Source organism: Gottschalkiaceae bacterium SANA (genome assembly GCA_036323355.1).
Classification (GTDB): domain Bacteria; phylum Bacillota; class Clostridia; order Tissierellales; family GPF-1; genus GPF-1.
This window is the reverse complement of record AP028876.1, coordinates 1,167,457-1,193,546: the sequence shown is the minus strand read 5'-3', so window position 1 is coordinate 1,193,546 and position 26,090 is coordinate 1,167,457. Positions and strand designations below refer to the sequence as shown.

Here is a 26,090-nt window from a genome sequence, read left to right as displayed (position 1 = left end):
CCGCAGGCCCAATTTTCATCAGGATCGCAGGATTTTTTATTTTATTGAACATTCATTCGATGTACTAGTTTCGTCTTCTCATCCACTTGTTCGACAACAATTAGTTGGATCACTTTTTCAAGAGAACCATCCTCTTTCTCAATCAAGTGAATTTCAATCATGGCTTCTTCGTGGGTTGGCATCTCGGAAAGAAGCTCCTCACACTCAAAAGTAATCATGGGGATTTGAATTGCTCGCCCTCGATACTCGATCAAAAGATTTTTCGCTCCAACATCGACTTTCATTTGTATATCCGCATAAGAAATCCTTACCCGCACATCCTTTTCTTCCGACCGTAAGGGGGCGCGAAAATCAATGACGCCCGTTTCCGGATCGATAACCTTCAGTAAACCAAATGCATCATCTCGAAAAGTTGCAAGCGTTTGACCGGTGAAGGTCCGCTCGCAAATGATCGCTCTGGGTCGATTCATCGATGCATCTCCATTCGACGCAGGCGCTTTATCTCCATTCCCCTCAAACTTTACGATCCAAACATCCCAGCTGCCATGATTGCTCAATACGTCGCCATCTTGTGAATAAACATGACCAGCAAGCACATATCCACCATCATCGGTCAGCTGAATACTGGAGGCTTGATCATTTTCGGTACCACCCAGGCTTTTCTGCCAATTGATTTCACCCTTCTCATCCAGTTTTACAACCCAAATATCGTTATATCCATGATGGCCTGATACATCGCCATCTTGTGATTGCGTTTGGCCAGCAACTATATATCCGCCGTCATTTGTCAGCTGAATCGTATAGGCTTGATCATGATTCGCACCACCTAGGCATTTCTGCCAATCAATGTCACCATTTTCCTTCAGTTTTACAACCCAGACATCATAGGCGCGACGATAGCCCGATACATCTCCATCACTTGACCATGTTGAGCCAACAAACACATATCCACCATCATCGGTTAGCTGAATATTGTATGCATGATCATGAGAAGTGCCACCTAGGCATTTCTCCCATTCAATTTCACCGGTTTCCTTCAGTTTTATAATCCACGCATCAAATTCGCCAATTGGCTCCGATACATCGCCATCTTGCGAATACGTTTTGCCAGCAATTATATAGCCGCCATCCTTCGTCAACTGAATACTTTGGGCAACATCATAAGCACTACCACCTAGGCATCTCTGCCAATCAATATCACCGTTTTCTTTCAGTTTTACTACCCAAGCATCCAATTCGCCATAATCGCCCGATCCATCTCCATGACAACCCACCACATTTCCATCAACTGAATATGTAGAACCAACAAGTATATATCCACCATCATCTGTCTGCCGAATATCGAACACATCTTCATTCTGAGAACCACCTAAGCATTTCTGCCAAATAATTTCGCCGTACGCATCCAGCTTGACAAGCCAAGCATCCATATTGCCATGGTTGCCCGATACATCGCCATCATTTGAATTTGTATAACCAGCAATAATATATCCACTATCATTTGTCTCTCGAATACTGTACGCCTTATCATACAATGAACCACCGAGGCATTTTTGCCATTCCATTTCACCCTTGCCATCCAGCTTCACAACCCAAGCATCCTCATTTCCATGATTGCCCGATACATCTCCATCAGTTGAATATGTAGAGCCAACAACAATATATCCGCCATCTTTTGTCGGCTGAGTATTTTGAGCATATTCAGAAGAAGCACCGCCCAAACTTTTTTTCCATTCAATTTCCGGAATAGCTTGCGTTGTTGCCAAGACTGGATTTGCATTAAATAGTACAAAAGCAGTTACTACAATCATTACCAATTTCTTCATTTTATTCTCCCTCATGCCAGCCTAAGATCCCCAATTTTCTGCTATATCCCCATTCTACTGATTCCCCGTTCTTCAAAGAGGGGCAAATCGATTTTTGCACTCAATCTAATATCCCATAAAAAGGAAATTGATGGATGCTTTAACTATATGGCAAGTCATCTTCCAAGGCAACTATTAATTAAATTTACACAAATTTTCCCTTTACCCCTACGAGAATAAACAACAAACAAAACTAAATAATTAGAGTTCAACACTATCACACTTTAACAAAACTCTACAATGATAAAAGAATCCCGCAAACCTGTTATTGATAAGGTTTGCGGGATTCTTTTATCACACGTAATTCCTAGCCTCATGGTTTTATTCTTGACCATAGACCAAAAAAGCTTGTTTTCGATATTAGATTTACCAAAAGCTATTCCATAATAAATAGGGTGCCATTTTCGGTGTTGTCGATGACAGGGCATCTCTCCCTTACCTGTCTCAACCACTCTTCTTGAATAGACGGCTCACTGTTTGAAACAATACGAACCCTTGTTACGATTTCAGAAAATCCCGCTCTGAATGTAGAATCATTCATCAGGAACTTGGAACCATCTACTTGACCTTCAATGAGAATATCAACCTTCTGCAAATCCATATTCATTTCTTTTGCAATCCATTGACCGGCCGCATTAATGCACCCAGCAATCGATGCTAAATACATTTCAACAGGACTTGGTGCTTCATCTTCCCCACCGAAAAGAGGGGGTTCGTCGATAAGAATGCTGTGTTTGCCTGCTGTAATTTTTGTTTTTGTTGTATTCGTTGCGGTCGCACTGACCGTAATTTTTGCCATATTTCTCCTTTCCCGAAGCATAAATCGAGACGCTCCGTCTACAAAGTCTGTTTCCTAGTTTGCAAACAAGCGATCAAAAACAATACCTGCGAATAGTGACGTTCCATAGTATAATCCATCTTCATCCATTAGATAATTAGGGTTATGATGGGGCATTGTTGTTCCCAGCACTTCATTAGCTGTACCAATCTCAACAAAACATCCTGGGCAATTCGTCGCTTCTGTAAAAGCAGAGAAATCTTCTCCCGGCATAACCGGGTCAATCTTCAAGACACTTTCTTTTCCAAACCAAGCTTCTACAACCCCTTCTACATTCTCAGTCAATTCTTCATCATTGACTACAGAACTGTATCCGAGTTCATAAGACACTTTACAATCAGCTCCGTATGAGGATGCATTCCCTTGGGAAATCTCTTTGATCATGTTTGCCATATTATTTCTTGTCTCTTGCGAAAAAGTTCTTACAGAACCGGTGATGCTCATTGTATTGGGAATAATATTATATGCATGCCCAGCTTCTACTTGGCAGACTGACAAGACAGCTGGTTCAATGCCTTTTATTCTTCTTGAAACAATCGTTTGAAGGTTGCTGATGATCTGTGCGCCAATTACAATGGGATCCACGCAAGTCTCTGGCATTGCTGAATGTCCACCCTTGCCTATGACTTCGATATCAAACCGATCCGTTGCCGCTGTTAAAAAGCCAGAACGAATGCCAAAGGTTCCCGTCGGGAATGAAGAAGACAAATGCAAGCCGTAGATTTCATCAATCCCTTCCATGACACCTGCTTTGACCATTTCAACAGCCCCGCCCGGTGGAAGTTCTTCAGCATGCTGAAAGATGCAAACGACGGTACCGCTCATTTGATCCTTCAGTTCAGCAAATAGCTTTGCAATCCCTAAAAGAATCGCCGTATGTCCGTCATGCCCGCATGAATGCATCACACCTTCAATCTCAGATGCATAAGGCAGATCATTTAATTCTGTCATTGGCAATGCGTCGATGTCCGCTCGCAAAGCAAGAGTCCTACCTGGCTTTGCTCCAATAACCTTAGCGATGACGCCTGTTTTTGTCGGTCGGGATATCTCGATTCCGCCAAAACTTTCAAGTTGTTCTTCAATGAAATCAGATGTTGCAAATTCCTGAAAGGAAAGTTCCCCATGCTGATGAAAATGGCGTCTCCAACTGACGATTTCATCTTTCATCTTTTCAACTTCACTCTTTATCACTTCTATATTTAATTGACTCTTCGTTTCTTTCATTGATTACTCCTTCCAAAACTTAAAATTTTATGCATTGCCTTTCTGCATGAACTGTTCTTATTATATCAGGCCTTCCTATACTAAAACCAGTAAACTCTGCATGATAACACCTATTAAAATTCATCATTCTAGATTAGTATCCCTTTTATCCATTGACTCTAATTTATGGTAAACTAAATGGAGTTAAACTAACGGAAAGAGAAAAGAGGTCAAATGGATATTTCAGAATTAATGTATGACGAAGGACTAGCTGTTGGATATAGCCGGTTTGGTGCCTTAAAATTTGATGATATCGAAAATGAATCGATAGAAAAAATCAAACAAGATCACCCATGGGCTAAATCTATGATCATTGCCACCTTTCACTATAACTTTTATAAAATACCGTCTCAATTAGAAGGCAAGGTCAGCAAAAGAGACTTGTTTAAAGGACGCTATTTGAAGGGGTCACTTGAACATGATACAGCTTCAGAATTCGAAGAATTTTTATCTACAAGAACGATAAAGCATTTGGATATGACGACCTTGGCAACATCAATAAAAAATAATCTCGCTGCGGAAATGGGCATTGGTATAACAAGAAATAATGGATATTTCTATACAGAAGAAGGTTCTTATTGTCACTTGCACGCATGGCTAGTGGATGTGGATGTAACCTGTGACTTTGATGAGCCGCCGACAGAATGTCCAGGACACTGTGGCATATGTGTGAAAAGATGCCCAGAAAAAGCCCTGACAAAAAACTCGAAAGATAGCAAAAAATGTATCGCATTTAAAACCGATCTCATTGTCGAAAACTTTACTATCGGCTGTGATCACTGCCAAGACTTCTGCCCTTACAATAAGCATCGATGGGAATACCAAGAAGAATTTATTGGGTTAAAATACGAATAACTAAAAAAAGCATCAGGCCTTGTATCGTTGTTTCGGCCTGATGCTCGCAAATCAATCTTTGGCTATTCTTTTGGTAATTGTTGTGTGTATATATATATAATTTTATGAGTTTGACTGTGTTCATTGAGCAACTTAGTATGTTTGAAGAATGCTTGCCCGCTAATCGGACATCGATTGATTCGATTCAAAATAGGATTATAAATTAAAACTGTTGAGCAAACCGCGTAATTGCATCCAAACTGTCCGACGGATCTCCGCTGATCTTCAGATTTTCGCAAACCAGCACGCCACCGCATCTCTCCACTTTTTCTCGAATCAAGTCCGTTGCATGACAGAAAACATCACCAAAACTATCCTGATCGCCGCAGCCAAAGACCGCAACCTCTTTTCCAGACAATAATTCTGATGTCATTTTCTTGTCATGATATTCGAAAAAATCATCCTGCAATTCTCCATATCCCCATGTAGAAGATCCGTATATGACCAAGTCTGCTTCTTTCACCATTTCATTAGATGCGTTAACCACATCGCTAATCGTTGTCTCATAATCCGTTAGACTGCTTTGAATTAAATTTGCTACTGATTCCGTATTTCCTGTTGTGCTTCCATAGATAATCGTTACTTTCTTCATGATGCCCTCCTTTTATTTATCATGCAGTTGCTATTTACATATACACCTACACGCTTAACGCATACTCAACAATTTCATTTTTTGCATTTTTTACCTTATGGTACAAAACCTCTGATTCCTTTGTATCTCCATACATTCTCCACCCCATTGTTTTGGTATGCGGTAAGTTCAGCATATTCATAAAACCCAAAACATCTTTGACTGGGTAGCCCAAGAAAAAACCAATTTCATGAGGAAATAGATTATCCCCTTTCAACTTTCCGACTAACATTGAAATATACTCGTCTACATCAAATTCCAAGGGATAACCAAGTTTTTGCAAGTGATCCAATGCATATCTATTGCTTAAAGACCTTCTCATCGATTCACGGTTAAAAATAAATATAGAGAGTTGATCCTTCCTCCTTGTGATCACTTTGAATTCGATGCAATCTCGAAGCATAACACATCTTCTCAATTGTTCCACGGATACATTGATGATCTCGGCTGGCTTTACCCCAGTATAAACAATCCCAATACTCGAGCAAAAACTGCACCAGCGATAATCGCATTGTGCATTCCCTGTAATCCAATTCTTAAGGAAACTATTCATTTCTCACCCCCCCTTCATACTTCAATCGCAGATTGTTAACTAAGACTAACATCATTCTACCACTTCAAATAAGTTTGTCAACGCTAACTTTTTGAATAAATTTGGAAAACCTTCCGCGTATTTTTGTGCCTATGTTTTTGATCCAATTAACAGTCCGAAAGGAAGAATTTCATGTTATTCAAATTCGAGTATAGAAACATTTGACAATTTCCATGGTTCAGTATAGTATTCAATGTAGTTAGCGAAGGCTAACTTCTGATTTCTGTTAGAGTTAGCCTTCGCTAATATTTTAATGATAAGGAGTTTACATATGAAAAAAATCACACTCTTAGCCATCACATTTACCATGGCTATTACGCTTTCCGCATGCTCCCAAGCAGGTGGGAATACAAGTCCTACCACTGATGCAGCACCAGCTGCAAACCAAGAAGCCACAAGCTTGCCCGATCATGAACCTGCCCTCCCAAGCAATGATGCCGACAATAAAATACTTGTTTATCTCTCGGGACCTGAAGCCATGATCAATAAGATTGAAGGGTCGTTTGAGGAGCAACATGGTGATGTTTTAGATATGACCATCATGAGTTGTGGTCAGCTGCGCAGCAAAGTTTGGACCGAAAGCCAGGCAGGAGACATCCAAGCTGATGTAGTTTGGGGATCCGACCCTCTTGTTTACAACAAGCTCGACAAGGCCGGAAAACTCATGCCCCTTAGTCTTGAAAACAGCAAGGACGTCAAGGATCAGTATCTATGGCAGGGCAAGAACTATGCCCTCGCCAGCGAGCGGTATATCATTATTATGTACAATAATTCGCTTCTAAAAGAAGAAGCCGCCCCTACCAGTTTCGCCGAGCTTGCAGCAGATCGATACAAGGGATTGGTTGTTAAGGCGGATGCCAGTCAATCATCAACGGCCTTTGCCATTTCTTCTGCCCTGTATGAACTGGAAGGAAGGAAGATCGACTATTTCAAGCGTTTAAAAGCCAATGAGATCATGTTGATGAAATCCAACGGATTGGTTCCATCAACCATTATGGAGGGCCAGTTCGCCCTCGGCATTGCGCCCCATGATGCTGTTGTTCGCTTAAGCAACAAGGGCAAAACAGATGGATTTGACGTTCATCTTGGTGTCGTATGGCCTTCCGAGGGTGTCATTGCCATACAGCGACCCGTGGCAATCCCAATAAGTGATTCTAGGAGCGAACAAAAACAAAAAACGTCTATGGAATTCGTTAACTTTCTCCTGTCAAAAAAGGCACAAACCATTATGCATAAATTTGGTTTCATCAGTATCAGAAAAGATATTGAAAACACCTATCTGCCAGAGGATGTCAATGTATTCTCAGTTGATTGGGATACCGCGACGGCCAACGAGGAAAGTTTGAAAAATGAATACCAAAAAATCTTCCATTAATTTTCCCTTCAGCAGCATATTACGAGAGGGATTCCGCCTAGATCGCGCAATCCCTCTTCTGCTGTTAATCATACTCCTGGTCTTTATTTTCTATCCCATTGCCATGATCTTCCTGACTAGCATCAACCATGACGGGGTCTTCAGCACCGAAAGTTATGTGGTAGCATTTTCATCCCCGGCAACCTATCATGCTTTGGTCAACACCGTAAAAATGGTGGCCTATACACTTGTCAGTGCCACGGCAATCGGCGGTTCATTGGCCTTGATTCGACATAGAACTGACTTCAAATATAAAAATCTAATTGATTTCTCTGTTTTTTTGTCCTTTACCATTCCCGCCTATATTCTCTCCGTCACATGGGTTGAAGTCTTCAGCCGAGGTGGATATCTCAACAGAATCATAAGACTGTTTGATTCTTCTTTTTCTTATACGCTAAACGCCTATACGCTCGGAGCCAGTGCTATAATTCTTGCCATGCACCTATATCCACTGATCTATTACGGCCTGGGTAACGCATTGCAATTACTTGGTAAAACCTTGGAAGAAAATGCCAAGGTTTGCGGCGCAAACAAGAAACAGATCCTATTTCGCATTACCCTGCCCCTAGTCCTGCCCGCATGGCTTGCAACCAGTCTGCTCGTTGTAAGTCGCAGCATGGCAAACTTTGGCGTACCCGCCCAGCTTTCATTGCCTGCTGGAAAAGAAGTACTTTCCACGCGTGTCTTCAGCGCTATGTCGGATCTTGATTTGAACATCGTTGCCGTACTCTCTGTGCTGCTGATTGCCATTTCGATGTTCTTGTTCATTTGGTCTGAAAAGGCCATCAAGAAAAAACATTATGCCATTAAAACGTCGTCCGCCACTTCAGACCAGTCTGTTATTGCCTTGGGACCTTGGCACAAGCCAGTCCTCGTCTGCCTTGGGATCTTCTTTGTATTCTCCATCATTGTTCCCTTTGTCACCATTATTACATCTTCATTTTTCAAACGCTGGGGCTTGCCGTTATCGATGGATAACCTCACGATCAATAACTACCTGAAGCTGTTTTCAAAAGAAAATCTACTGACCATTCCTTTATTAAACAGCTTATTCTACGGCATTGTCGGTGCAACCGCCGCAACGATCATCGCGAGCTTAACTGTCTATTTCCATACCTATCGGCATGATTTTATTTCATCACAGCTCATTCATATTGCACAATTGCCGATCGCGGTTCCCAATATGATTCTGGCCGTGGCCGCCATGTTTGCTTGGATTAACCCACCTTTTAAATTATATGGAACACGATCCCTCATTATCATTACCTACACCGTCCTCTTTATTCCCATTTGCATCAAGCAAATCCTGGGTGCGTCGAAGAATTTGGATCCATCTCTAGATCAAGCCGCAAGGACCATGGGCATTCCCATGAGAAAACGATATACCCAACTATTTTTGCCGCAGATGAAAAAGGGTCTGATGGCTGGATTTCTAATATGCTTCCTGATTTCACTAAAAGAAATTCCGATTTCCTTGCTTTTATACACCTCTACCACAAAAACTTTAGGTGTCATGATGTTTACTATACAGTCAAATTCCTACGGACTTGAAATGACTTCATCCATATCTGTTGTCGTTATCTTATTAAGTGTTGCCGGTAATTTATTGTTAAAAAAAATTGCTTCAAGGGGAAAAACATGAATGAATTAATCATCGAGAATCTAGGGATCTCCTATCAGGAGAAAGAAGTTCAAACCAACACTTCCAAGAAGAATATAATTACGAACAACTTTTCACTGCGGGTAAAACGTGGAGAATTAATCGTCTTGCTTGGCCCCAGCGGCTGTGGCAAAAGCTCTCTTCTTACCGCAATCAGCGGACTGAAAACACCCGATCACGGCAGCATCCGCTTTGGTGATCATATTTTCTACAGCAAGGAAGAAAATATCCTTATGCCTGCCGAAAAAAGAAACATCGGTTTCGTTTTTCAATCCTACGCCCTCTGGCCGCATATGAACGTTTATCAAAACATTGCTTTCCCTTTGAAAGCGAGGGGACACAAGAAATCCTTCATAAAAAAAAGGGTTCACGACATGCTAGAAATCACCCACATGACCGAGTATGCCAACCGATACCCCTCGGATCTATCTGGTGGAGAAAAACAGCGCATCGCCATTGCTCGTTCTCTGGCATATGAGCCCGCCCTTCTACTGCTGGACGAACCTCTTGCTAACCTGGATGCCCATTTAAAATCCACCCTGATCAAGGAAATTAAAGAGCTTCAACGGCAACTGAACCTTACAACTATCTATGTGACTCACGATCAGCAGGAAGCCTTCGAAATCGCTGATCAAATCGTGATCATGAACAAGGGAAAAATCATGCAGCAAGGTAACCCTATGGATATCTACAACAACAGTGATAACCTCTTTGTCGCCGAGTTCATTGGTAAGAATAATATTATCAATGCTAAAGAACCTGGTTTCTCACGTTTCTTCAAACAATGTCACAGAAGAAAGAACATTTCAATTCGTCCTGAGGATATCCAAATTAGCTCCAATGGAAAACATACGGGTATCATTCGCAACATCCGTTACCGAGGCAGCTATACCGAATATATAGTGGTCTCAAACGACCGCAAACTAATCATCCATGCGCCTGACCGCTATAGCAACAAGATCGGAGACACCATCGCTTTCAACATCCATAAATTTCATTCCTTTTAGACATAAGAAAAAAGAGATCGCTCAAATTACGGGAGATCTCCTTTTTTTATATGCCTATTTTAGATTTGCTTTCACGTACACCCTAATAGCCTCCATAGTTTCTTCCGAAACAACATGTTCGAATCGGCATGCATCTTTTTCAGCAAGATCCTTGTCGATGTTCAAGCTTAAACGCAAAAACTTCGTCAAACACACGTGACGATCCAATATTTTTTTCCCGGTTTCAAAACCCTTCTCCGTAAGACTTATGGTTCCATAGGGCTCTTGAATCACATATCCTTCTTTTTTCAGAACAGACATGGCTCTAGAAATGCTGGGTCTTGAGTATCCCATTTTTTCTGCAATATCCACGGACCGCACTTCTTTATTATTCAAAAAAAGTTCGTAAATAACTTCAAGATACATTTCCTTTGATTCATTATTCTTACTCATCACCATACCTCCCCCAACACCGACCATTTCGGGTCACTTTGATGCTAGCATACATATTTTTTCGTGTCAAGATAGCCCGCCACAACCTAGGTCTCAGCAATCTTTCCCGCTTCAACCAATCTTCATAAATTGACAACTTACTGTCTAAAGTGATAATAACACATACGGTCATTCCAAACGTGACTTCATTGACCATTCCAATTAACCCAATTTTATGAGTCGGAAGATCGTACCCCTCCAAAAGTGGTAAATTTTTCTTCAATATAATTAGCCCTATTATAAATATAAAGAAAAATTCATTAGAATTAAAAATAAGTAAGTAAAAAATCATCCCACTGTAAAACAATAGGATGATTTCCGATTTCTATCGAATTCAATCTTCGCAATTCTGGTGATCTCAAAATCAGAGTATTTTTACAAAACCTAATACCCCCGTCATTCAACAAATCAAAAGAGGTTATGATATACCTTGAAGCTGCATTTTAAGCATCGAAGCAAATATACCATCTTGTGCCTGCAGTTTCCTTGGCGTCCCCAGCTCTTCAATACTTCCTTCTTTAATCACAACAACCTTATCTGCTCCAGATACGGTTCTCATGCGATGGGCAATAATCAACACAGTTTTATTTCTAATCAGTTCACTCAAGGCGCCTTGAATTTTACTCTCATTTTCAGCATCCAAGGAAGCCGTTGCCTCATCTAGAAGTATGATCGGCGCATCCTTTAGCATGGCTCTTGCGATGGAAATTCTCTGTCTTTCACCGCCGGATAAACGCTCGCCATTTTCACCAATAGGTGTATTATAGCCCTCTGGTAACTTTTCAATAAATTCATCACATCTAGCCAGTCTGGCTGCCTCTCGAACCTCTCGATCCGTAGCATCTTTCTTGCCAAGTCTAATGTTTTCCATCACGCTTGAATTAAATAGGATTACATCCTGAAATACAATGGAATAGTACTGCAAGAGCGTTTCAGGATCAATCGTTGAAATATCTTTACCGCCTAAGGTAATGACCCCTTTATCAATATCCCAGAACCGTGCCGACAATTTAGCAACCGTACTTTTCCCTCCTCCGGAAGGACCGACCAAAGCTGTCACTTGGCCTTGTTTTGCTGCAAAACTAACATCCCTTAAGGTCTGCACACCATCGATATAGGAAAAATCAACGTGCTTAAATTCGATATCATAATACTTTGGCTCAAATATCGTACGACCCTCCTGACGCGGCATGCCATCCATTTCTTTCATCCGATTGATCCGCACGCCTAAATACAATAGCAAGGCCAAATTATCCATAACTTCCATAATAGGATTATAGATCCTGGCTGTAACAACAAGAAAGACCAAATACGTAAAAAGACTCACCAGTCCCTGACTTAACAGATAGGCACCTGCCAACATAACACTCGGAAGTCCCAGTTTCAAAACAGCATAAGCACAATTAATAAAAGTTCCCAGCAAGAGTTCTGATTTTATTAGACTCGATTCATAACCGTCCAGTTTATTTTTAAGCGTCTCGCTATAGTCTTCCTCACGGTTATAAGACTTGATCTCATGAATCGAATCTAGTGTTTCCTGAATATGATTCGATATATCTCTCTTCACCCAGTACATATCCTTGTGAGCTTTTTTCTGAAATTTTCTCGATAAATAGAAAACAATAAATGCAACTGGAATTACCCAGAACACCGCAAGAGACATGCGCCAATTATAAATAAACATCATGATGCCCATGATAACAATAGTGATACCAGCAGCAAAGATCTGGGGTACAGCATGAGAAAACAACTGCTCAATTTGCGTTGCATCTTCCATAATGGTTGCACTCAAGTCTGCAATATCTTTTTTGCCAAAGAATGCTAAGGGCAGTTTTCTCAGGGTTTCAGCCAAGCCGATTCGTCTTTTTGCACTTTCTTCATAGATCCTAGTGTAGGTTGAATCATATTGAAAATATGCAATCACAAACATGGCCAGTAAAGAAATAACTGCGGCAATCCCATAATAACCCAGACTGCTCATTGCCTTCTTTGAACCGCCCAACATAATTCCTAATCCTTGGTCTAAAAATTGAAAACCATATATGACTGGCAGCATAAAACTTAAGTTCATAAGCGTTGATAAGACAATTGCACGAACGAGATTCTTTGCGCCTTCTTCTGATAATGCAAATGTGTTTTGTAAGTAATTACGCATATTTTATCTCCTCCTTACACTCTTTTTCGTTTTCAATTCTCCACGCAATCGACTGTTGGTATTCATCCCACATCGTTTTATACAATCCGTCTTTCGCAATCAATTCATCATGACTTCCCTCTTCCACAATTTTCCCATGGTCAATGACAAGAATTCTATCCACATTTTTTATACTGGTTAATCGATGTGCAATCATTAAGGTGGTTTTTCCTCGGCTTAATTCTTTCAGCGCTTTTTGGATGAGATGTTCATTTTCTGGATCCGCAAAGGCTGTTGCTTCATCTAGGAGTACAATAGGCGCATCTTTGACAATGGCTCGAGCCAAAGCAATTCTCTGCTGTTCCCCACCGGAGAAATACGTTCCCTTTGATCCGATCACTGTATCAAGACCATCTTTTTGTTCGTCTATAATCATTCTGGATTGAGACAGATCAATTGCCTTGTCGATATCCTTTTTTCTTACATCCTTTTTCCAAAAAACAATATTTTCTTTTAACGTCCCTTTAAATAGGTGCGTATTTTGAAAAACGAAAGAAATATGATTCATAAGCTCTTTCTTTCCAACATCCTTTACATTTTCACCACCAATCAGCACTTGACCTTGATCAACATCAAAAAATCTTGCTGCCAATCTGGCAATAGTGGTCTTGCCACCGCCTGATGCTCCGACTAAAGCGACCGTTTCCCCTTCTTCTAGCCTAAAACTCACTCCGTCAACCGCTCGCTTGTTACTGCCCGCATATGAAAAAGCAACATCCTTAAACTCAATGGAATAATGATCCACATGCTTGGGATTAGCGCTATACTCCATTTCTGGATAGGCAAACAGATTGTCCAGCCGGTCAATAGCTTGTTTGGCAATCATGCTATTTTGCTGAAAGTACATGGATTTCATCAATAGCATGGTAAATATCGGGGAAATCAAAAGATAAAATATGTAATCAGATAGTACAAGGGCAATATTATCGCCCTTTCCAATTAATAGTATTCCCATTGGAATTAAGAAAAAAGCGGCAGACTGCATAATAATTGTATAAAACGACATGGGTGAACGCCAAAGCAATGTATAAGCATGAACCATTTCCTTATAGCGTATGATGCTATTGTAAAAACGTTTAAATGAAAAGATGGACTGGCCAAAGGTCTTCACAACGGGGATCCCCCTGACATATTCCACAGATTCAGCACCCATCTCTTCCAAAGAATCGAAATAGTTCTTTTGAAACTCTTTGCCTTTTGTGGAGGTCATAAACTTCATGGTGATAAAACCCAGCACGATTGGCACAAGAGATGCAAACCCCAGTCTCCAATTCATGGTAAAGATAAGAACCAAAAGAATTATAGGTGAAAGTATCGTTCCTGCCAGGTCCGGCAATTGATGCGCTAAAAATGTATGCGTAGTTCCAGCTCCATCATTTACGATTTTACGCAATTTACCACTTGAATACTGGTCAAAAAACCCTAACGGCATATTCGTTATTTTTTCCATACCGACTTTTTGCAATCCAACTTCTACGCGAAATGCCGCCAAATGTGAACACATCAAAGCTAAAAAATAGACAACAACTCCCGCAATTGCGCTTGCTAATGCCAGCCAAGCATAAGTTCCTACACTTGAAAGCTGATTTCCCGCAGGATTTGACAAAATCTCTCTTGCAATATACCAAACCAATACAAAGGGGATCATGTTTAAAATCGCTGACAAGCCCGACAATACTAAAGCAAATGGCAATAACACTTTTTTCTTCCCCATATAGGGAGCAAATCGATTTAACAAGGACTTCCTTTTGTTCTTTTCCATGTTCATACCTCCTACCTTTCTTCCCATCACATTATTGTTTTTTGGCAAATAAATCCGTTCTCCGCATAGAAAACATGTTCAGAAACATGCCTCCATGTCAAGCAAACCCTTATCACCTCTCTAAATTAAACTTCAAATAGTCCCACTCAGGTCATCACCTCCCAATAAGTTAGCTATAGCTAACTTAAGGCTAATAATTGAACCCTGGAAAACCAGGGTTTCATTCATTGTCAAGTATATTTTACTAGCTGATCTCATTCTTCATAAAACACGAAAAACCGCATCCATAGAACTTTCCAAAATCCATGAGGTATTTTCTCCCTTTTTCTTCAGGCATGTCATGTCGAATAATCTCAAAAAAACCATTCAAATAGGAATTGCTGATAATATGCAAAAACTCATCACTAATCTCGCCTGCCAAATACCGTTTGTTGCCTATGACTTCTAGAAATTTCTTGGTCGATTCAACTTCATAATCAACAAATTCATCGATGATATTTTCATACTTAGTCCCTGCCGAACAGGTGATAAGCAACTTGAACTCCCTTGGATACTGATAGATCATGTCTAAGTTTTTTTCCATGACCTCATTGGAAAACTCCATCATTCTTTCAATATTCCGATACTTTTCAGCGGCAAAAAACAAGGTTTCCTCATGATCAAAATGAGTTTTAAACGCTTCATAGCTTTCCGCAACAAGACTGTCAAAAAGCCCTCCCTTATCTTTAAACCGAGTGTAAATGGAACCCGTTGCAGTTTCTGCATTCGTTGCAATCCTTCTTAGGGAAGCATCTTTAAATCCATGGGCTAGAAACTCCTTCATCGCGCATTCCTGTATGCGCTCATATACGCCTTCTCTTCGTTTCGCCATTCATTCTCCTCACACAAGTAATCAAAACAATGTTTTGAAACGCTGTTTTGATTATAATTTATCATGCTTCACTTGTCAAACAATATCTTTGTTTCCCTTTTGCAAAACCGATAGAAAAAAACCGCAACCCTAGTATTCAACAAGGTTACGGTTTGTATTCACTTTACTCCCACTCAATTGTTGATTGTGGCTTTGTCGTAATATCATACACGATACGGTTTACGTGATCCACTTGGTTGACAATTCTTGAAGAAATTTTCTCCAATACGTCAAATGGAATCTTCGCCCAATCGCTTATCATGCCGTCTGAGCTGGTTACAGCACGTAGTGCAATAGTATAGCTGTCATGACAGCAAAGTATTGCCAGATCTTTCGATCCAAGCCCGCTTTATAAAACACCCCAGAATCAATTACTCTTCCAAACCCTACAACTGGCATGTATACAACCATACATTTCTCTTCATTATTATCATAGGTGGTCACGTTTAACATTAATCGACTTCCTCACATATCCTTGACAACCTTAAAAGAAATACTTTTTATGCGTAAGGAAGAACCCTTAAACCTTTCATCAATGAGGTTCACGCATTCTTCCTTCAATCCTCATTTCGTAAATCTCAGTTTTTTCCTTCTTACAAACACCCGCTCAGTTTCATGTTTTTTTATTTGTAAGCAGCGACCTCGAAATCCTAGTTCACCCTCAATTATATTTTCACTACTAATCCAACTCCAAACCTTTATTTTTTTCAAAGGTATAACGATTGCTCGAACCAATCAGACGCATATATTTTTTAATAAAATCTTTCATAGCATCCTCCACTGCCATATTCATTTCCATATACTCAATGTCAGGCTCCGCTTTTAGTACTTTTTCCGTTGCATTTTTGGCATGCTTCATCAAATCTGTACAGACGTTAATCTTATTGATACCATAGGCCACAGCTTTTTTAATATTTTCCTCACCCGCACCAGAACCGCCGTGTAACACAAGAGGCATATCAAGCGTATTTTTCAGCTCACGTAATCGTTCAAAATCGAGCTCTGGAATCATACCTTTCGGGTAAGAACCGTGCGCCGTCCCAATTGCAACTGCCAAACAATCGCAGTTTGTAAATTCAACAAATTCTTGCGCTTGCTTTACGTTAGTAAAATAATCAGCATTTTGACCATCTGCGTTCATCGCCAGTCCTACGTGGCCTAATTCCGCCTCACATGATTTTCCCAAACCATGGGCCAATGCACTGGCCATCAATGTACGACTTTTATTTTCTTCAAAATCAAATGATGACGCATCAATCATAATACTTGAAAATTCCCATTTCAATACCTGAATGACGTCCTCAACATTTACACCATGATCTAAATTCAAAGCCACCGGCACACTTGCTTGATCAGCCATTGTTTTAACAATGGCTGCCATCACATCTCCATTCGCATGCGAACGCAATTGCCGCGGCGAAATATTTACAATGACAGCGGATTTTTCTTCTTCAGCACTTTCAATAATTGCTTTTGCTTGTTCCATATTTACACAGTTAATCGCCATAATCGCATAATTATTTTTATGTGCATGGAGTAACATTTCTTTCATTGATGTATACATAATCCTATCTCCTTTAGATAAAACCTTGTCCCTCACTCATCTATTACGACGAATGAGCGATTCAGTAATAATGCTCTCATAATTTATTTTAATAATATCTCGTTCAATTTTAACGTCAATCAGTCTCTCCTAATTGAAACACCTTGCTATAAATGTTCAAGATAAAAATGGGGATGTAATCATCCCCATTTTCTGTTTCCCGATTTTATTAATACTTATGCTGTTTTTGATAACATTTTCCCCTGTGTTGCATTTGCCGAATCTGCCAACGGCTTTTTCCACAGTGCATATGTAACACCTGTAATACAACTCCCTAACAACCAAAGCCCAACAAATAACAATGGTTTCGATGTCATCGGAATAACAAAGACCCCGCCATGAACAGCTGGAGACGACAATGCAGAAACCATACATAAGCCACCGGTAATACTGCCACCGATCATACACGAGACAATCACACGTATAGGATCATTGACCAAGAACGGAATAACAGCTTCCTCGATATATACACAAGATAACATCATTGCAGATTTTGCATTTTCACGATCAACATCATCAAATTTCTTCCTGCCACCAATAAAAGTGGCAATCGCGATTCCAAGTGGTGCCGTCATCCCTGCACACATCTTTGCAGAAGTTGGAATAAAGAACCCGTCTGCATTCAAGCCATTGGTTACCATTGCTGCCGCTTTTCCAACTGGTCCACCCATGTCAAAACACATCATCGCACCAACAACTGCTCCAAATACAAATTTAGAACCCGTTCCCAATCCTATCAACCAAGTTTGCATCGTTATACTAAGCCAAGCAATGGGATGTCCAATTATGTAGTACATAACCAAGCCGCATACTAAGGTCGCAACGGTTGGAATAATGAGAATCGGCATTACACCTTGCAAGCCTTTTGGAATTTTGATTTTTTTCATCATCAAGACGCAATATCCAACCATAACACCACCGATAAGGCCACCTACAAATCCTGTGCCAATACTATTAGCCAACACTCCAAGCGCAAGACCTGGTGCAATACCCGGTTTATCTGCCATCGCATAGGCAGTAAAAGCTGCAACCACTGGAACCGTAAAATTCCATAAACTCTGGCCAATCAGCATGATCGCTTTAGCCAAGGTATCAATTTCTTGCATATTACTCCCGATGTCATAACCGCCCATCATCTTTGCAATCGCTTGCAAGACACCTCCGCCGACAATGACTGGAATCATATAGGAAATACCGGTCATAATTGAATCTTTTAAAAATGCGCCCTGACTCTTTTTCTTTGAATTTTTTCGTATAATTTCTGCCATTACCCAATCGCCTCCAATAATTCTTTTACAATATCATCCGTCTTTTTAACCGCTTCTTGAACACCAACCGTTAATGTTGGAACTTCCTTAAATCTCTCATGATTCTTAATTCTAATATCACTCGCAATAATTACAGCGTCGCATTTTTCAATATCTTCTGTTGTGATTTCGTTATCTACTCCTTGAGCTCCTTGGGTCTCAACTTTCACCTCATGTCCAGCATTCTTTATGGCTTTCTCTAAATTTGCCGCAGCCATATATGTGTGTGCAATTCCTACAGGACATGCCGTTACGCATAGAATATACATCTTCTATTCTCCCTTCTTGGCAAATGTTTTTTTTATATCTTCAATAGATGAGGCTAAGTTTAGTCCGGATCTAAACTCTTCATCCATTAAATTCTTAGAAAGCTTTGATAACATTTTTAGATGAGCATTGTCACTATTGTTTGGCGCAGCAAGCATGATAATCAATTGAACAAGATTCTCATCCATCGCTCCCCACTCAATTGGTTCCTTTATTTTAACAATTGTAAAAGCAGCATCTTGAACACAATCATCTTTGCAATGCGGAATGGCAATTCCAAATCCAATTCCCGTTGCAAACTCAGTTTCTCTTTCAAAAAGACCTTTTATATATTGTTCCAGATCATTTACCTTATTCGCATCAAACATCATTTTTGCAACTTGTTTGATTGCATCATCTTTACCCTTCACTTCCAGATCAAACTTAATTAATCGTTCATCTAGCATATTTACTAACTTCACTACAAGTTCCTCCGTCGTTTCAGTCTGTTTTATTTTGCTTATGGTTTCATTATATCTACATCCTCATTTTTCACAAACCAATCCTTTTCACTAATTTAGTGAATGTATTACCGCGCATTCACCGGTTCACTCTTTTTTGACTTGTAGATCCCGCCGAACTAGCATTTTTCCAATGATTTTCCCCCTTCAACAATCCATTTCACTTGCCAAGTGATGTTTATTAAATTCTCCTACTTGCAAACTATTGCTATAATCAAACCGTAATAAATATTATAAGGAAAGAAAGGATGAATATTATGTTGAATTTTGAATTTTCCACTCCTACAAGAATTGTTTTTGGGAGAAACACACATGCTGAGGTCGGAAAAGAAATTAGGTCACGCAACTTTCATAAAGTACTAATTCACTATGGTGGCACGTTTCTGAAAGAAAATGGCGTGTTGGATGCCGTCCATAAAAGCCTCGAAAAGGAAGGAATTGAATATATCGATTTCGGAGGAGTCGTTCCAAATCCAAGACTAAAAAAGGCACAAGAAGGCGTAGCATTATGTAAAGAAGAAAACATTGACTTTATTCTTGCAATTGGCGGAGGATCAGTAATCGATTCATCGAAAACCATAGCATATGGTTTAGCCAATGACTTTGATTTGGAAGATTTATTCTTGGGTAAAGTTTCTACCACAAAGATCGCTCCAATCGGATGCATTTCCACCATCGCAGCTACCGGTTCCGAAACCAGCAACTCTACCGTCATTGATATTGAAACAGAAAGCAACGGTATTTTGAAGAGATCGTACAATCATGATTGCGCAAGACCTTTATTTGCAATTATGAATCCCGAATTAACTTTCACATTACCAACCTATCAAACATGCAGTGGCGCCGCCGATATAATGATGCATACGATGGAAAGATACTTTACCAATACGCCTGATGTTGATTTAATTGACAAAATGTCAGAAGGATTACTCGTAACCGTACGTGATTCTGTACTTAAAGTGATAAAAGAGCCGAAAAACTACGAAGTACGGGCCAATCTAATGTGGGCTGGAAGCCTCTCGCATAACGGATTAACAGGAACCGGCCGCATGCCTGATTTCGCTACCCATAAACTTGGACAAGAACTTAGCGCCATGTTTGAAGCGACTCACGGCGCTTCATTAACAGCCGTCTGGTCTTCCTGGGCCAAATACGTATACAAAACAAATATTGAACGTTTTGCCCAATTCGCCATCAACGTTTTTGCTGTTGAACACAATTTATATCGTCTAGAAGAAACGGCGCTAAAAGGAATTGAACAATGGGATGACTGGTGCAGAAAAATCGGTATGCCAACCTCCTTAACCGAATTGGGAATCGATCCAACAAAAGAGCAAATCAAAGAAATGGCTAAGAAAGCAGCTGCAACAGGCAATGGAACAATTGGTGGATTCCAAAGACTTGACGAACAAGACATTATCAACATCTACACCGCGGCGAGATAACACAATCTTACTTTGGCAATCCACTTCAGCCAAGTACCCACGCCAAGTATCAATTTATGCAACCACCCGATTTCAACTTTTGTATTTGCATAACAAGTGTTCTATACGTTATCCTGTAACCAAGTATTGGGAAACTCGACGTCGTAAATCAACCTTGACTGAAATGAGGTGTTAATTTGTTACTGCCACGTGAAAAGCAATTGTTAAAAATCCTTTATCATGCCAACAAAGAACTGACTTCCGTTCAACTTTCCTGCATACTTCAAGTCAGTTCACGAACTGTTAAAAATGACATAAAAAAACTAAGAACCGAATTATCATTTGTTAATTGTATGATTATCGCTAAACCAGGGAAGGGTTTTTGGTTGGAGTATCCAAACAAAAGCAAACCCTTTATTGAAAATTTACTAGCAATCAATACCGATGATCATCTTTTATTACCCGAGAACCGAAAGTTTCTAATTGCTTTGAAAATGTTGGAGAAAGATGATTATATTTCCATGGAAGCGATATCGAATGAAATGTTCATCAGTAAAAGCACCGTCATGAATGATATCGAAAAATTGGAAAAATCATTTTCCAAGCATGAACTTCACTTGGAAAAATCGACCAGATACGGAATACGCATTCATGGCGATGAGTTCAACAAAAGAATGACTTTGGTCTATGTCTTAAAGAAAATTGCAAAACAAAAAGGTAACCTCTCTCTCGACAACTTACAAGAACATTTTACAGCAATAGAATTGAAATGCATTGGTCAACTAATTCAAAAGATTGAGATCCGTTTCGATTTGGTTTTTTCTGACCAGTCTTATATTAGCATTGTTCTGCAATTAGCCATTATGATCAATCGTATAAAAGACAATAAATTATGCACGTTGAAAAATATTGAAATATCTGAGAATACACTTGAATGGAAAATAACAGATTTTATTCTTCACCATCTGGAAGATCATTATAATTGCCGGGTCAGTCAAAATGAAAAAGAGTACCTATACATCAATGTTACAGGAATCAAGTATCAAAAAAAAGATATCTATCAAAACAGAAAGCTTGATGATATCAGAAATATTTCACCTGAAACTTTTGATGGCATTACGGAGATAATAAATATAGCTGATGAATTATTTAATGAGAACCTAAGTGCAGACAAAGAGTTTATCATTTCTTTATTTATTCATTTAAATGCTCTTTTTATTCGAATTATGAATTCCATTTATCTGGAGAATCCCTTAAAAAAATCCATTAAAAACGATTTGGCTTATGAATATGAAGTCGCAACCTACATTTCAACTTTATTGGTACAGAATCACTATAGTCTAATAAACGATGATGATATTTGCGATATCGCGCTTTATATAGGAGCTTCCCTGAAACGTCAAAAAACAATACGTTACACCCCTTCAATCGTTATTGTATGTGGGAGCGGAATGTCGACTTCTCAATTTATTGAAGCCAAAATAAAATCTGCTTTTCCCAATGTTGTCGTCAAAGACATCGTTCCACTTTACAGAGCTAATAAAATCAAAATAAATGAACAGGATTTTGTGATTTCTACGGTTCCCTTACATTTAGAAGGTATTGAAGTAATCGTGATTCCGCCAACACTGTCAAAAAAAACCATGAATGCTTTGCGTGATATTTTCAGCCAAACCTCAGACCAGTCATCCTCACCACGCAAAGAATCCTATGACTTATTTTTCAAGCAAGTGAAAAGTAATTTGTGTTGTTTAAAAAGCGATTGCAAAAATAAAAAAGAAGTAATCAATTTACTCGGTACACGCATGCAAACCCAAAACTATGTTGATGATGGGTTTATTGAATCCGTCTTCAGAAGAGAATGCTTGTCTCCAACCTGTGTTGGCAATGGATTTGCAACACCGCACTCATTCAAAGGTCATATCATCAAACCTGCAATTGGCATTATGACTTTAAAAAAACCAATACAATGGGATAATGAAAAAGTTTCTATTGTATTTATGATTGCTTTGGATCCCGATCAATCAGATTCATTTAAAACTATTTTTAAACAATTGGCCGACCTGACCAGTGACATTGAGTTGATCGAAAATATGTTGGAGGCAAACAACTTCAAGGAGTTTATTCAGATTTTCAAATAACAAGGAGTCATATGGAAAATATCAAAACTAGAAGATGGTTATACTTGTTAACCGCTATTATTGTGTTACTCTTTATGGGAATAGGTTATGCATTCTCATTGTTTGTCATTCCCATTGAGAAAGATTTGGGCTTTTTAAGAACACAAACCTCTATGGCTTTTTCACTATGTTTTATTTCTTTTGCCCTCGGAAGTTTTACTGGAGGATTTATTATTCAAAAAGTAAAGCCTCAATCACTAATGAAAATAGTTGCAATGACTCTTTCATTTGGTTTTATTGCTACGACTTTTGTCACCCATGCGTGGCAATTGTATTTTACTTACAGCATGTGCTGCGGCTTTTCAATTGGCGTTATTTATAACGTCTGTGTTAGTGTGATCCCTTTGTATTTTCAAGACAAAATCGGATTTGCAACCGGTGTATTGCTAATGGGATACGCGATGAGCACCACCATATTCGGTCAAATTTGCGAATATGGTGTTACCATACTATCCTGGCAAGGCGTTTTTCGAATTTTAGGCGTTTCCATGTTTGCTATTTTAATGATCGCCAGTTTCATCATACACTTCCCTTCTAGTAGAGAAATAAACACTTTACCAAAATCAAACAAAACCGCTATCGAATCCATTGATTATACGCCTGTAGAATTAGTGAAATCCAAAACTTTCTATATCTTTATCAGCATCTATATTTTGCTCGGCGGAATCGGCATGTCCATTATTAATCATACGGTTCCGGCTCTACGAGAAGATTTTTTACTGACCACGACCTTTACAGCCGCCATTTTTAGTGCAATCTCGCTATTCAATGGCTTAGGACGAGTCGTATGGGGCATCCTATTTGATAAAACCGGAGCCTCCTTTATCTATAGATCCTTGGGAGGTTTAGTCTCCATCGCTCTATTGCTAATGGTTTTCAGTTTTCATTTTCAGAATTGGCTGTCATTTGCCGTTGGCGGAGCCTGTGTGATGTTTTGCTTCGGAGGTAGTTCAAGTCTTGCTCCGATTCTCGTTCGATACTTGTACGGAGATCAATATTTCTCGATGAATTTTTCCATTACAAACATTGGAACCTTGATTTTGTCAACAACTCCAATGTTTATTGGTTCCATTCAAATGAGATATGATCAGTATTTCCCATCCTTCGTTGTATTGCTGTTCTTTGGCATTTTGGCTTTGCTAGCATCACTTCTCTATAAGCCAATTGCTTCAAGAGAACTTCAAAAGTACTAAACACTCACATAATACCTCTTATACAAAATCCTGAAACCAGATTCGTTGGTTGCAGGATTTTGTACGCATATTTCACTCCTTGCAAGACTAATTGATTGAAACACCGCTCTTCACGCTGGATGGTCCAACGGATAAAGCATTCTTATGGTGTACGTCAAAATACAAATACGAAGTCGTCATCAATCTTCCCCTGCTCCCTTGAATTACAAGGTCACGCATAAACTCTTCATCAAACAACAGAGCATATGCAAAATGCCACACCAGAAACAACTTCAGGCATTGTATTGTTTGGATTAGCCATCCTACTGTTTCTATAAAAAAATTCATTTGTCTTCCGAAGCAGAAACTGAACAATCCACTCTCCAGACTTTCAGTAATTCCGCTACATCCTTGATCGTTGAAAATCTAACGGAAACAGAATTGTCAAAAGTACAAATGTATGTCGATTTCCTTAAAAACAAACGACAATAAACATAGGATAAAAAAATTGGAATTCAACGACTATCTCGCTTGAGAAAAAAACTACAATGAAAAAAACCGCAAACCTTAACTTCATAAGGTTTGCGGGATCTGTTATTTTATTCCCATTCAATTGTTGATGGTGGCTTTGTTGTAATATCGTACACGATACGGTTTACATGGTCCACTTGGTTGACGATTCTTGAAGAGATCTTCTCTAGAACTTCAAATGGAATCTTCGCCCAATCTGACGTCATGCCGTCGGAGCTGGTTACGGCTCTTAGTGCGATGGTGTAGCTGTATGTTCTTCCATCACCCATAACACCAACACTGCGAAGACCTGTCATAACAGCAAAGTATTGCCAGATCTCTCGATCCAAGCCAGCTTTTGCAATCTCATCTCGATACACGTAGTCCGCTTCACGAAGAATTTCCAACTTCTCATCCGTAATCTCACCGATTACACGAATGGCAAGTCCTGGTCCTGGGAATGGTTGACGATAAACGAGATCCTCGTCCAAACCAACTTCCAAGCCAACTTTTCTTACTTCATCCTTGAAGAGTTCTCTTAGTGGCTCGCACAATTTGAAGTCAACATCTTCCGGTAGTCCGCCCACATTATGGTGAGACTTGATGACTTCTGCTTCGTCAGAACCGCCAGACTCGATAACATCCGGGTAGATGGTTCCTTGAACCAGATAGTCCGCGTCAGAGAGCTTGTTCTTCTCTTCTTCAAATACGCGAATGAATTCTTCACCGATAATTTTACGTTTTGTTTCCGGATCGGTTACGCCTTTCAGCTTGGATAAGAAACGATCTTGCGCATTGACACGAATCAATTTCATATCAAAACGCTCGCCAAACACTTTCTCAACCCAATCGCCTTCATCTTTTCTCAACAGTCCGTGATCGACGAACACGCAGGTTAGATTATCGCCTATGGCTTTGTGAACCATTAAAGCTGCTACTGATGAGTCTACACCGCCTGAAAGGGCACAGATAGCCTTCTTGTCGCCAATCTCTTCTTTGATCTTAGCGATGGTCTCACGGGCATAATCTCCCATGTCCCAATCACCAGTCAAGCCACACTCTTTGTATAAGAAATTAAGGAGCAATTGCGTTCCTTGCTCGGTGTGCTCCACTTCCGGGTGGAATTGAATCGCGTAGAATTTTTTTTCTGTATTCTGCATACCTGCAATGGGACAGCTGTCTGTATGGGCAATGACTTCAAATCCTTGAGGTGCTTCCGAGATAAAGTCCGTATGACTCATCCAACAAACTGATGATGTCATTCCATTCAAAAGACCTTCCGTCTTGTCAACCTGCAACTCGACCTTGCCATACTCACGCTCTGTCGCGCGAGAAACCTCACCACCGAAGGCTTTCGCCATCAATTGTGCGCCATAGCAAATGCCTAGAACCGGGATTCCCAATTCAAAAATCGCTGGATCCACTTCTGGTGCATTTTCTGCATAAACACTATTCGGGCCGCCCGAGAAAATAATTCCTTCCGGCGCTCTTTTTTTAATTTCTTCCGCTGAGATTCTGTAAGGTACAATTTCACAATATGTTTTTGATTCGCGTACACGTCGTGCAATCAACTGGGCGTATTGCCCACCGAAATCCATTACCAACACCAAACTTTTTTTCATGTTT

General features: G+C 39.9%; 23 protein-coding genes. 7 read left to right on the top strand and 16 right to left on the bottom strand.

Annotated features, from left to right (window positions below; translation table 11 throughout):
- Positions 1–41 precede the first annotated feature (41 nt).
- From AC25CA_RS05630 to AC25CA_RS05620, 3 genes are all read right to left on the bottom strand, one after another.
- On the bottom strand, positions 42–1,826 hold the full coding sequence (locus tag AC25CA_RS05630; protein WP_486816074.1) for a TolB-like translocation protein: 1,785 nt from the start codon (positions 1,824–1,826) through the stop codon (positions 42–44).
- Positions 1,827–2,241: 415 nt separating this feature from the next.
- Positions 2,242–2,664, bottom strand: coding sequence for an OsmC family protein (locus AC25CA_RS05625; protein WP_486816073.1), 423 nt, complete (start codon positions 2,662–2,664; stop codon positions 2,242–2,244).
- A 54-nt stretch (positions 2,665–2,718) separates the two neighbouring features.
- Positions 2,719–3,927: a M20 metallopeptidase family protein gene (locus tag AC25CA_RS05620; protein ID WP_486816072.1), complete on the bottom strand. Its 1,209-nt coding sequence runs from the start codon at positions 3,925–3,927 to the stop codon at positions 2,719–2,721.
- A gap of 213 nt (positions 3,928–4,140) precedes the next feature.
- Here AC25CA_RS05620 and AC25CA_RS05615 point away from each other — a divergent pair, with 213 nt between their 5' ends.
- On the top strand, positions 4,141–4,821 hold the full coding sequence (locus AC25CA_RS05615; RefSeq protein WP_486816071.1) for a 4Fe-4S binding protein: 681 nt from the start codon (positions 4,141–4,143) through the stop codon (positions 4,819–4,821).
- Between the two features lie 202 nt (positions 4,822–5,023).
- Here AC25CA_RS05615 and AC25CA_RS05610 read toward each other — a convergent pair whose 3' ends face one another.
- Positions 5,024–5,452, bottom strand: a complete 429-nt coding sequence (locus AC25CA_RS05610; RefSeq protein WP_486816070.1) for a flavodoxin domain-containing protein — start codon at positions 5,450–5,452, stop codon at positions 5,024–5,026.
- 46 nt (positions 5,453–5,498) lie between these two features.
- Complete coding sequence (locus AC25CA_RS05605) at positions 5,499–6,044, bottom strand: DUF3793 family protein (RefSeq protein WP_486816069.1); 546 nt, start codon at positions 6,042–6,044, stop codon at positions 5,499–5,501.
- A gap of 310 nt (positions 6,045–6,354) precedes the next feature.
- Between AC25CA_RS05605 and AC25CA_RS05600 the strand changes: the two genes are divergently transcribed.
- Genes AC25CA_RS05600 through AC25CA_RS05590 form a run of 3 tightly spaced genes read left to right on the top strand, consistent with a single transcriptional unit; the run spans position 6,355 to position 10,164 of the window.
- Positions 6,355–7,458 (top strand): ABC transporter substrate-binding protein, encoded by a 1,104-nt coding sequence (locus tag AC25CA_RS05600; protein WP_486816068.1) that lies wholly within the window; start codon positions 6,355–6,357, stop codon positions 7,456–7,458.
- Positions 7,433–9,139, top strand: a complete 1,707-nt coding sequence (locus tag AC25CA_RS05595; RefSeq protein WP_486816067.1) for an ABC transporter permease — start codon at positions 7,433–7,435, stop codon at positions 9,137–9,139. The genes AC25CA_RS05600 and AC25CA_RS05595 overlap by 26 nt, the downstream gene beginning before the upstream one ends.
- On the top strand, positions 9,136–10,164 hold the full coding sequence (locus tag AC25CA_RS05590) for an ABC transporter ATP-binding protein (RefSeq protein WP_486816066.1): 1,029 nt from the start codon (positions 9,136–9,138) through the stop codon (positions 10,162–10,164). The genes AC25CA_RS05595 and AC25CA_RS05590 overlap by 4 nt, the downstream gene beginning before the upstream one ends.
- Positions 10,165–10,218: 54 nt before the next feature.
- On the opposite strand, the gene AC25CA_RS05585 is transcribed toward AC25CA_RS05590, so the two are convergent.
- From AC25CA_RS05585 to AC25CA_RS05540, 10 genes are all read right to left on the bottom strand, one after another.
- Entirely contained in the window at positions 10,219–10,596 is a 378-nt protein-coding gene (locus AC25CA_RS05585; RefSeq protein ID WP_486816065.1) for a metal-dependent transcriptional regulator, read from the bottom strand.
- A gap of 457 nt (positions 10,597–11,053) precedes the next feature.
- Positions 11,054–12,790, bottom strand: coding sequence for an ABC transporter ATP-binding protein (locus AC25CA_RS05580; RefSeq protein ID WP_486816064.1), 1,737 nt, complete (start codon positions 12,788–12,790; stop codon positions 11,054–11,056).
- On the bottom strand, positions 12,783–14,591 hold the full coding sequence (locus AC25CA_RS05575; protein WP_486816063.1) for an ABC transporter ATP-binding protein: 1,809 nt from the start codon (positions 14,589–14,591) through the stop codon (positions 12,783–12,785). The genes AC25CA_RS05580 and AC25CA_RS05575 overlap by 8 nt, the downstream gene beginning before the upstream one ends.
- A 244-nt stretch (positions 14,592–14,835) precedes the next feature.
- Positions 14,836–15,462 (bottom strand): TetR/AcrR family transcriptional regulator, encoded by a 627-nt coding sequence (locus AC25CA_RS05570; RefSeq protein WP_486816062.1) that lies wholly within the window; start codon positions 15,460–15,462, stop codon positions 14,836–14,838.
- A 163-nt stretch (positions 15,463–15,625) separates the two neighbouring features.
- On the bottom strand, positions 15,626–15,763 hold the full coding sequence (locus tag AC25CA_RS05565; RefSeq protein WP_486816061.1) for a GMP synthase (glutamine-hydrolyzing): 138 nt from the start codon (positions 15,761–15,763) through the stop codon (positions 15,626–15,628).
- A gap of 14 nt (positions 15,764–15,777) precedes the next feature.
- Positions 15,778–15,954: a hypothetical protein gene (locus tag AC25CA_RS05560; RefSeq protein WP_486816060.1), complete on the bottom strand. Its 177-nt coding sequence runs from the start codon at positions 15,952–15,954 to the stop codon at positions 15,778–15,780.
- A 226-nt stretch (positions 15,955–16,180) separates the two neighbouring features.
- Complete coding sequence (locus AC25CA_RS05555) at positions 16,181–17,065, bottom strand: class II fructose-bisphosphate aldolase (protein ID WP_486816059.1); 885 nt, start codon at positions 17,063–17,065, stop codon at positions 16,181–16,183.
- A 215-nt stretch (positions 17,066–17,280) separates the two neighbouring features.
- Complete coding sequence (locus tag AC25CA_RS05550) at positions 17,281–18,372, bottom strand: PTS fructose transporter subunit IIC (protein WP_486816058.1); 1,092 nt, start codon at positions 18,370–18,372, stop codon at positions 17,281–17,283.
- A complete protein-coding gene (locus tag AC25CA_RS05545; RefSeq protein WP_486816057.1) occupies positions 18,372–18,680 on the bottom strand; it encodes a PTS fructose transporter subunit IIB in 309 nt (102 codons plus the stop codon). The genes AC25CA_RS05550 and AC25CA_RS05545 overlap by 1 nt, the downstream gene beginning before the upstream one ends.
- 3 nt (positions 18,681–18,683) lie before the next feature.
- Complete coding sequence (locus tag AC25CA_RS05540) at positions 18,684–19,139, bottom strand: PTS sugar transporter subunit IIA (protein WP_486816056.1); 456 nt, start codon at positions 19,137–19,139, stop codon at positions 18,684–18,686.
- Positions 19,140–19,435: 296 nt separating this feature from the next.
- Here AC25CA_RS05540 and AC25CA_RS05535 point away from each other — a divergent pair, with 296 nt between their 5' ends.
- The 3 genes from AC25CA_RS05535 to AC25CA_RS05525 all read left to right on the top strand — a co-directional run bounded on the left by AC25CA_RS05535 (position 19,436) and on the right by AC25CA_RS05525 (position 23,975).
- Positions 19,436–20,623 (top strand): iron-containing alcohol dehydrogenase, encoded by a 1,188-nt coding sequence (locus AC25CA_RS05535; RefSeq protein ID WP_486816055.1) that lies wholly within the window; start codon positions 19,436–19,438, stop codon positions 20,621–20,623.
- Positions 20,624–20,799: 176 nt separating this feature from the next.
- A complete protein-coding gene (locus tag AC25CA_RS05530; protein ID WP_486816054.1) occupies positions 20,800–22,743 on the top strand; it encodes a BglG family transcription antiterminator in 1,944 nt (647 codons plus the stop codon).
- An 11-nt stretch (positions 22,744–22,754) separates the two neighbouring features.
- A complete protein-coding gene (locus AC25CA_RS05525) occupies positions 22,755–23,975 on the top strand; it encodes an MFS transporter (RefSeq protein ID WP_486816053.1) in 1,221 nt (406 codons plus the stop codon).
- A 578-nt stretch (positions 23,976–24,553) separates the two neighbouring features.
- On the opposite strand, the gene guaA is transcribed toward AC25CA_RS05525, so the two are convergent.
- Positions 24,554–26,086 (bottom strand): glutamine-hydrolyzing GMP synthase, encoded by a 1,533-nt coding sequence (guaA, locus tag AC25CA_RS05520; RefSeq protein ID WP_486816052.1) that lies wholly within the window; start codon positions 26,084–26,086, stop codon positions 24,554–24,556.
- Between the last annotated feature and the right edge of the window lie 4 nt (positions 26,087–26,090).

Bases quoted from the DNA above. Each gene is read 5' to 3' on its own strand.
- AC25CA_RS05600 (WP_486816068.1), top strand. From the start codon at position 6,355: ATGAAAAAAATCACACTCTTAGCCATCACATTTACCATGGCTATTACG.
- AC25CA_RS05610 (WP_486816070.1), bottom strand. From the start codon at position 5,452: ATGAAGAAAGTAACGATTATCTATGGAAGCACAACAGGAAATACGGAA.
- AC25CA_RS05535 (WP_486816055.1), top strand. From the start codon at position 19,436: ATGTTGAATTTTGAATTTTCCACTCCTACAAGAATTGTTTTTGGGAGA.
- AC25CA_RS05620 (WP_486816072.1), bottom strand. From the start codon at position 3,927: ATGAAAGAAACGAAGAGTCAATTAAATATAGAAGTGATAAAGAGTGAA.
- AC25CA_RS05615 (WP_486816071.1), top strand. From the start codon at position 4,141: ATGGATATTTCAGAATTAATGTATGACGAAGGACTAGCTGTTGGATAT.
- AC25CA_RS05590 (WP_486816066.1), top strand. From the start codon at position 9,136: ATGAATGAATTAATCATCGAGAATCTAGGGATCTCCTATCAGGAGAAA.
- AC25CA_RS05625 (WP_486816073.1), bottom strand. From the start codon at position 2,664: ATGGCAAAAATTACGGTCAGTGCGACCGCAACGAATACAACAAAAACA.
- AC25CA_RS05525 (WP_486816053.1), top strand. From the start codon at position 22,755: ATGGAAAATATCAAAACTAGAAGATGGTTATACTTGTTAACCGCTATT.
- AC25CA_RS05570 (WP_486816062.1), bottom strand. From the start codon at position 15,462: ATGGCGAAACGAAGAGAAGGCGTATATGAGCGCATACAGGAATGCGCG.
- guaA (WP_486816052.1), bottom strand. From the start codon at position 26,086: ATGAAAAAAAGTTTGGTGTTGGTAATGGATTTCGGTGGGCAATACGCC.
- AC25CA_RS05550 (WP_486816058.1), bottom strand. From the start codon at position 18,372: ATGGCAGAAATTATACGAAAAAATTCAAAGAAAAAGAGTCAGGGCGCA.
- AC25CA_RS05585 (WP_486816065.1), bottom strand. From the start codon at position 10,596: ATGAGTAAGAATAATGAATCAAAGGAAATGTATCTTGAAGTTATTTAC.
- AC25CA_RS05580 (WP_486816064.1), bottom strand. From the start codon at position 12,790: ATGCGTAATTACTTACAAAACACATTTGCATTATCAGAAGAAGGCGCA.
- AC25CA_RS05595 (WP_486816067.1), top strand. From the start codon at position 7,433: ATGAATACCAAAAAATCTTCCATTAATTTTCCCTTCAGCAGCATATTA.
- AC25CA_RS05565 (WP_486816061.1), bottom strand. From the start codon at position 15,763: ATGATAAGCGATTGGGCGAAGATTCCATTTGACGTATTGGAGAAAATT.
- AC25CA_RS05555 (WP_486816059.1), bottom strand. From the start codon at position 17,065: ATGTATACATCAATGAAAGAAATGTTACTCCATGCACATAAAAATAAT.
- AC25CA_RS05605 (WP_486816069.1), bottom strand. From the start codon at position 6,044: ATGAATAGTTTCCTTAAGAATTGGATTACAGGGAATGCACAATGCGAT.
- AC25CA_RS05560 (WP_486816060.1), bottom strand. From the start codon at position 15,954: ATGTTAAACGTGACCACCTATGATAATAATGAAGAGAAATGTATGGTT.
- AC25CA_RS05630 (WP_486816074.1), bottom strand. From the start codon at position 1,826: ATGAAGAAATTGGTAATGATTGTAGTAACTGCTTTTGTACTATTTAAT.
- AC25CA_RS05545 (WP_486816057.1), bottom strand. From the start codon at position 18,680: ATGTATATTCTATGCGTAACGGCATGTCCTGTAGGAATTGCACACACA.
- AC25CA_RS05575 (WP_486816063.1), bottom strand. From the start codon at position 14,591: ATGGAAAAGAACAAAAGGAAGTCCTTGTTAAATCGATTTGCTCCCTAT.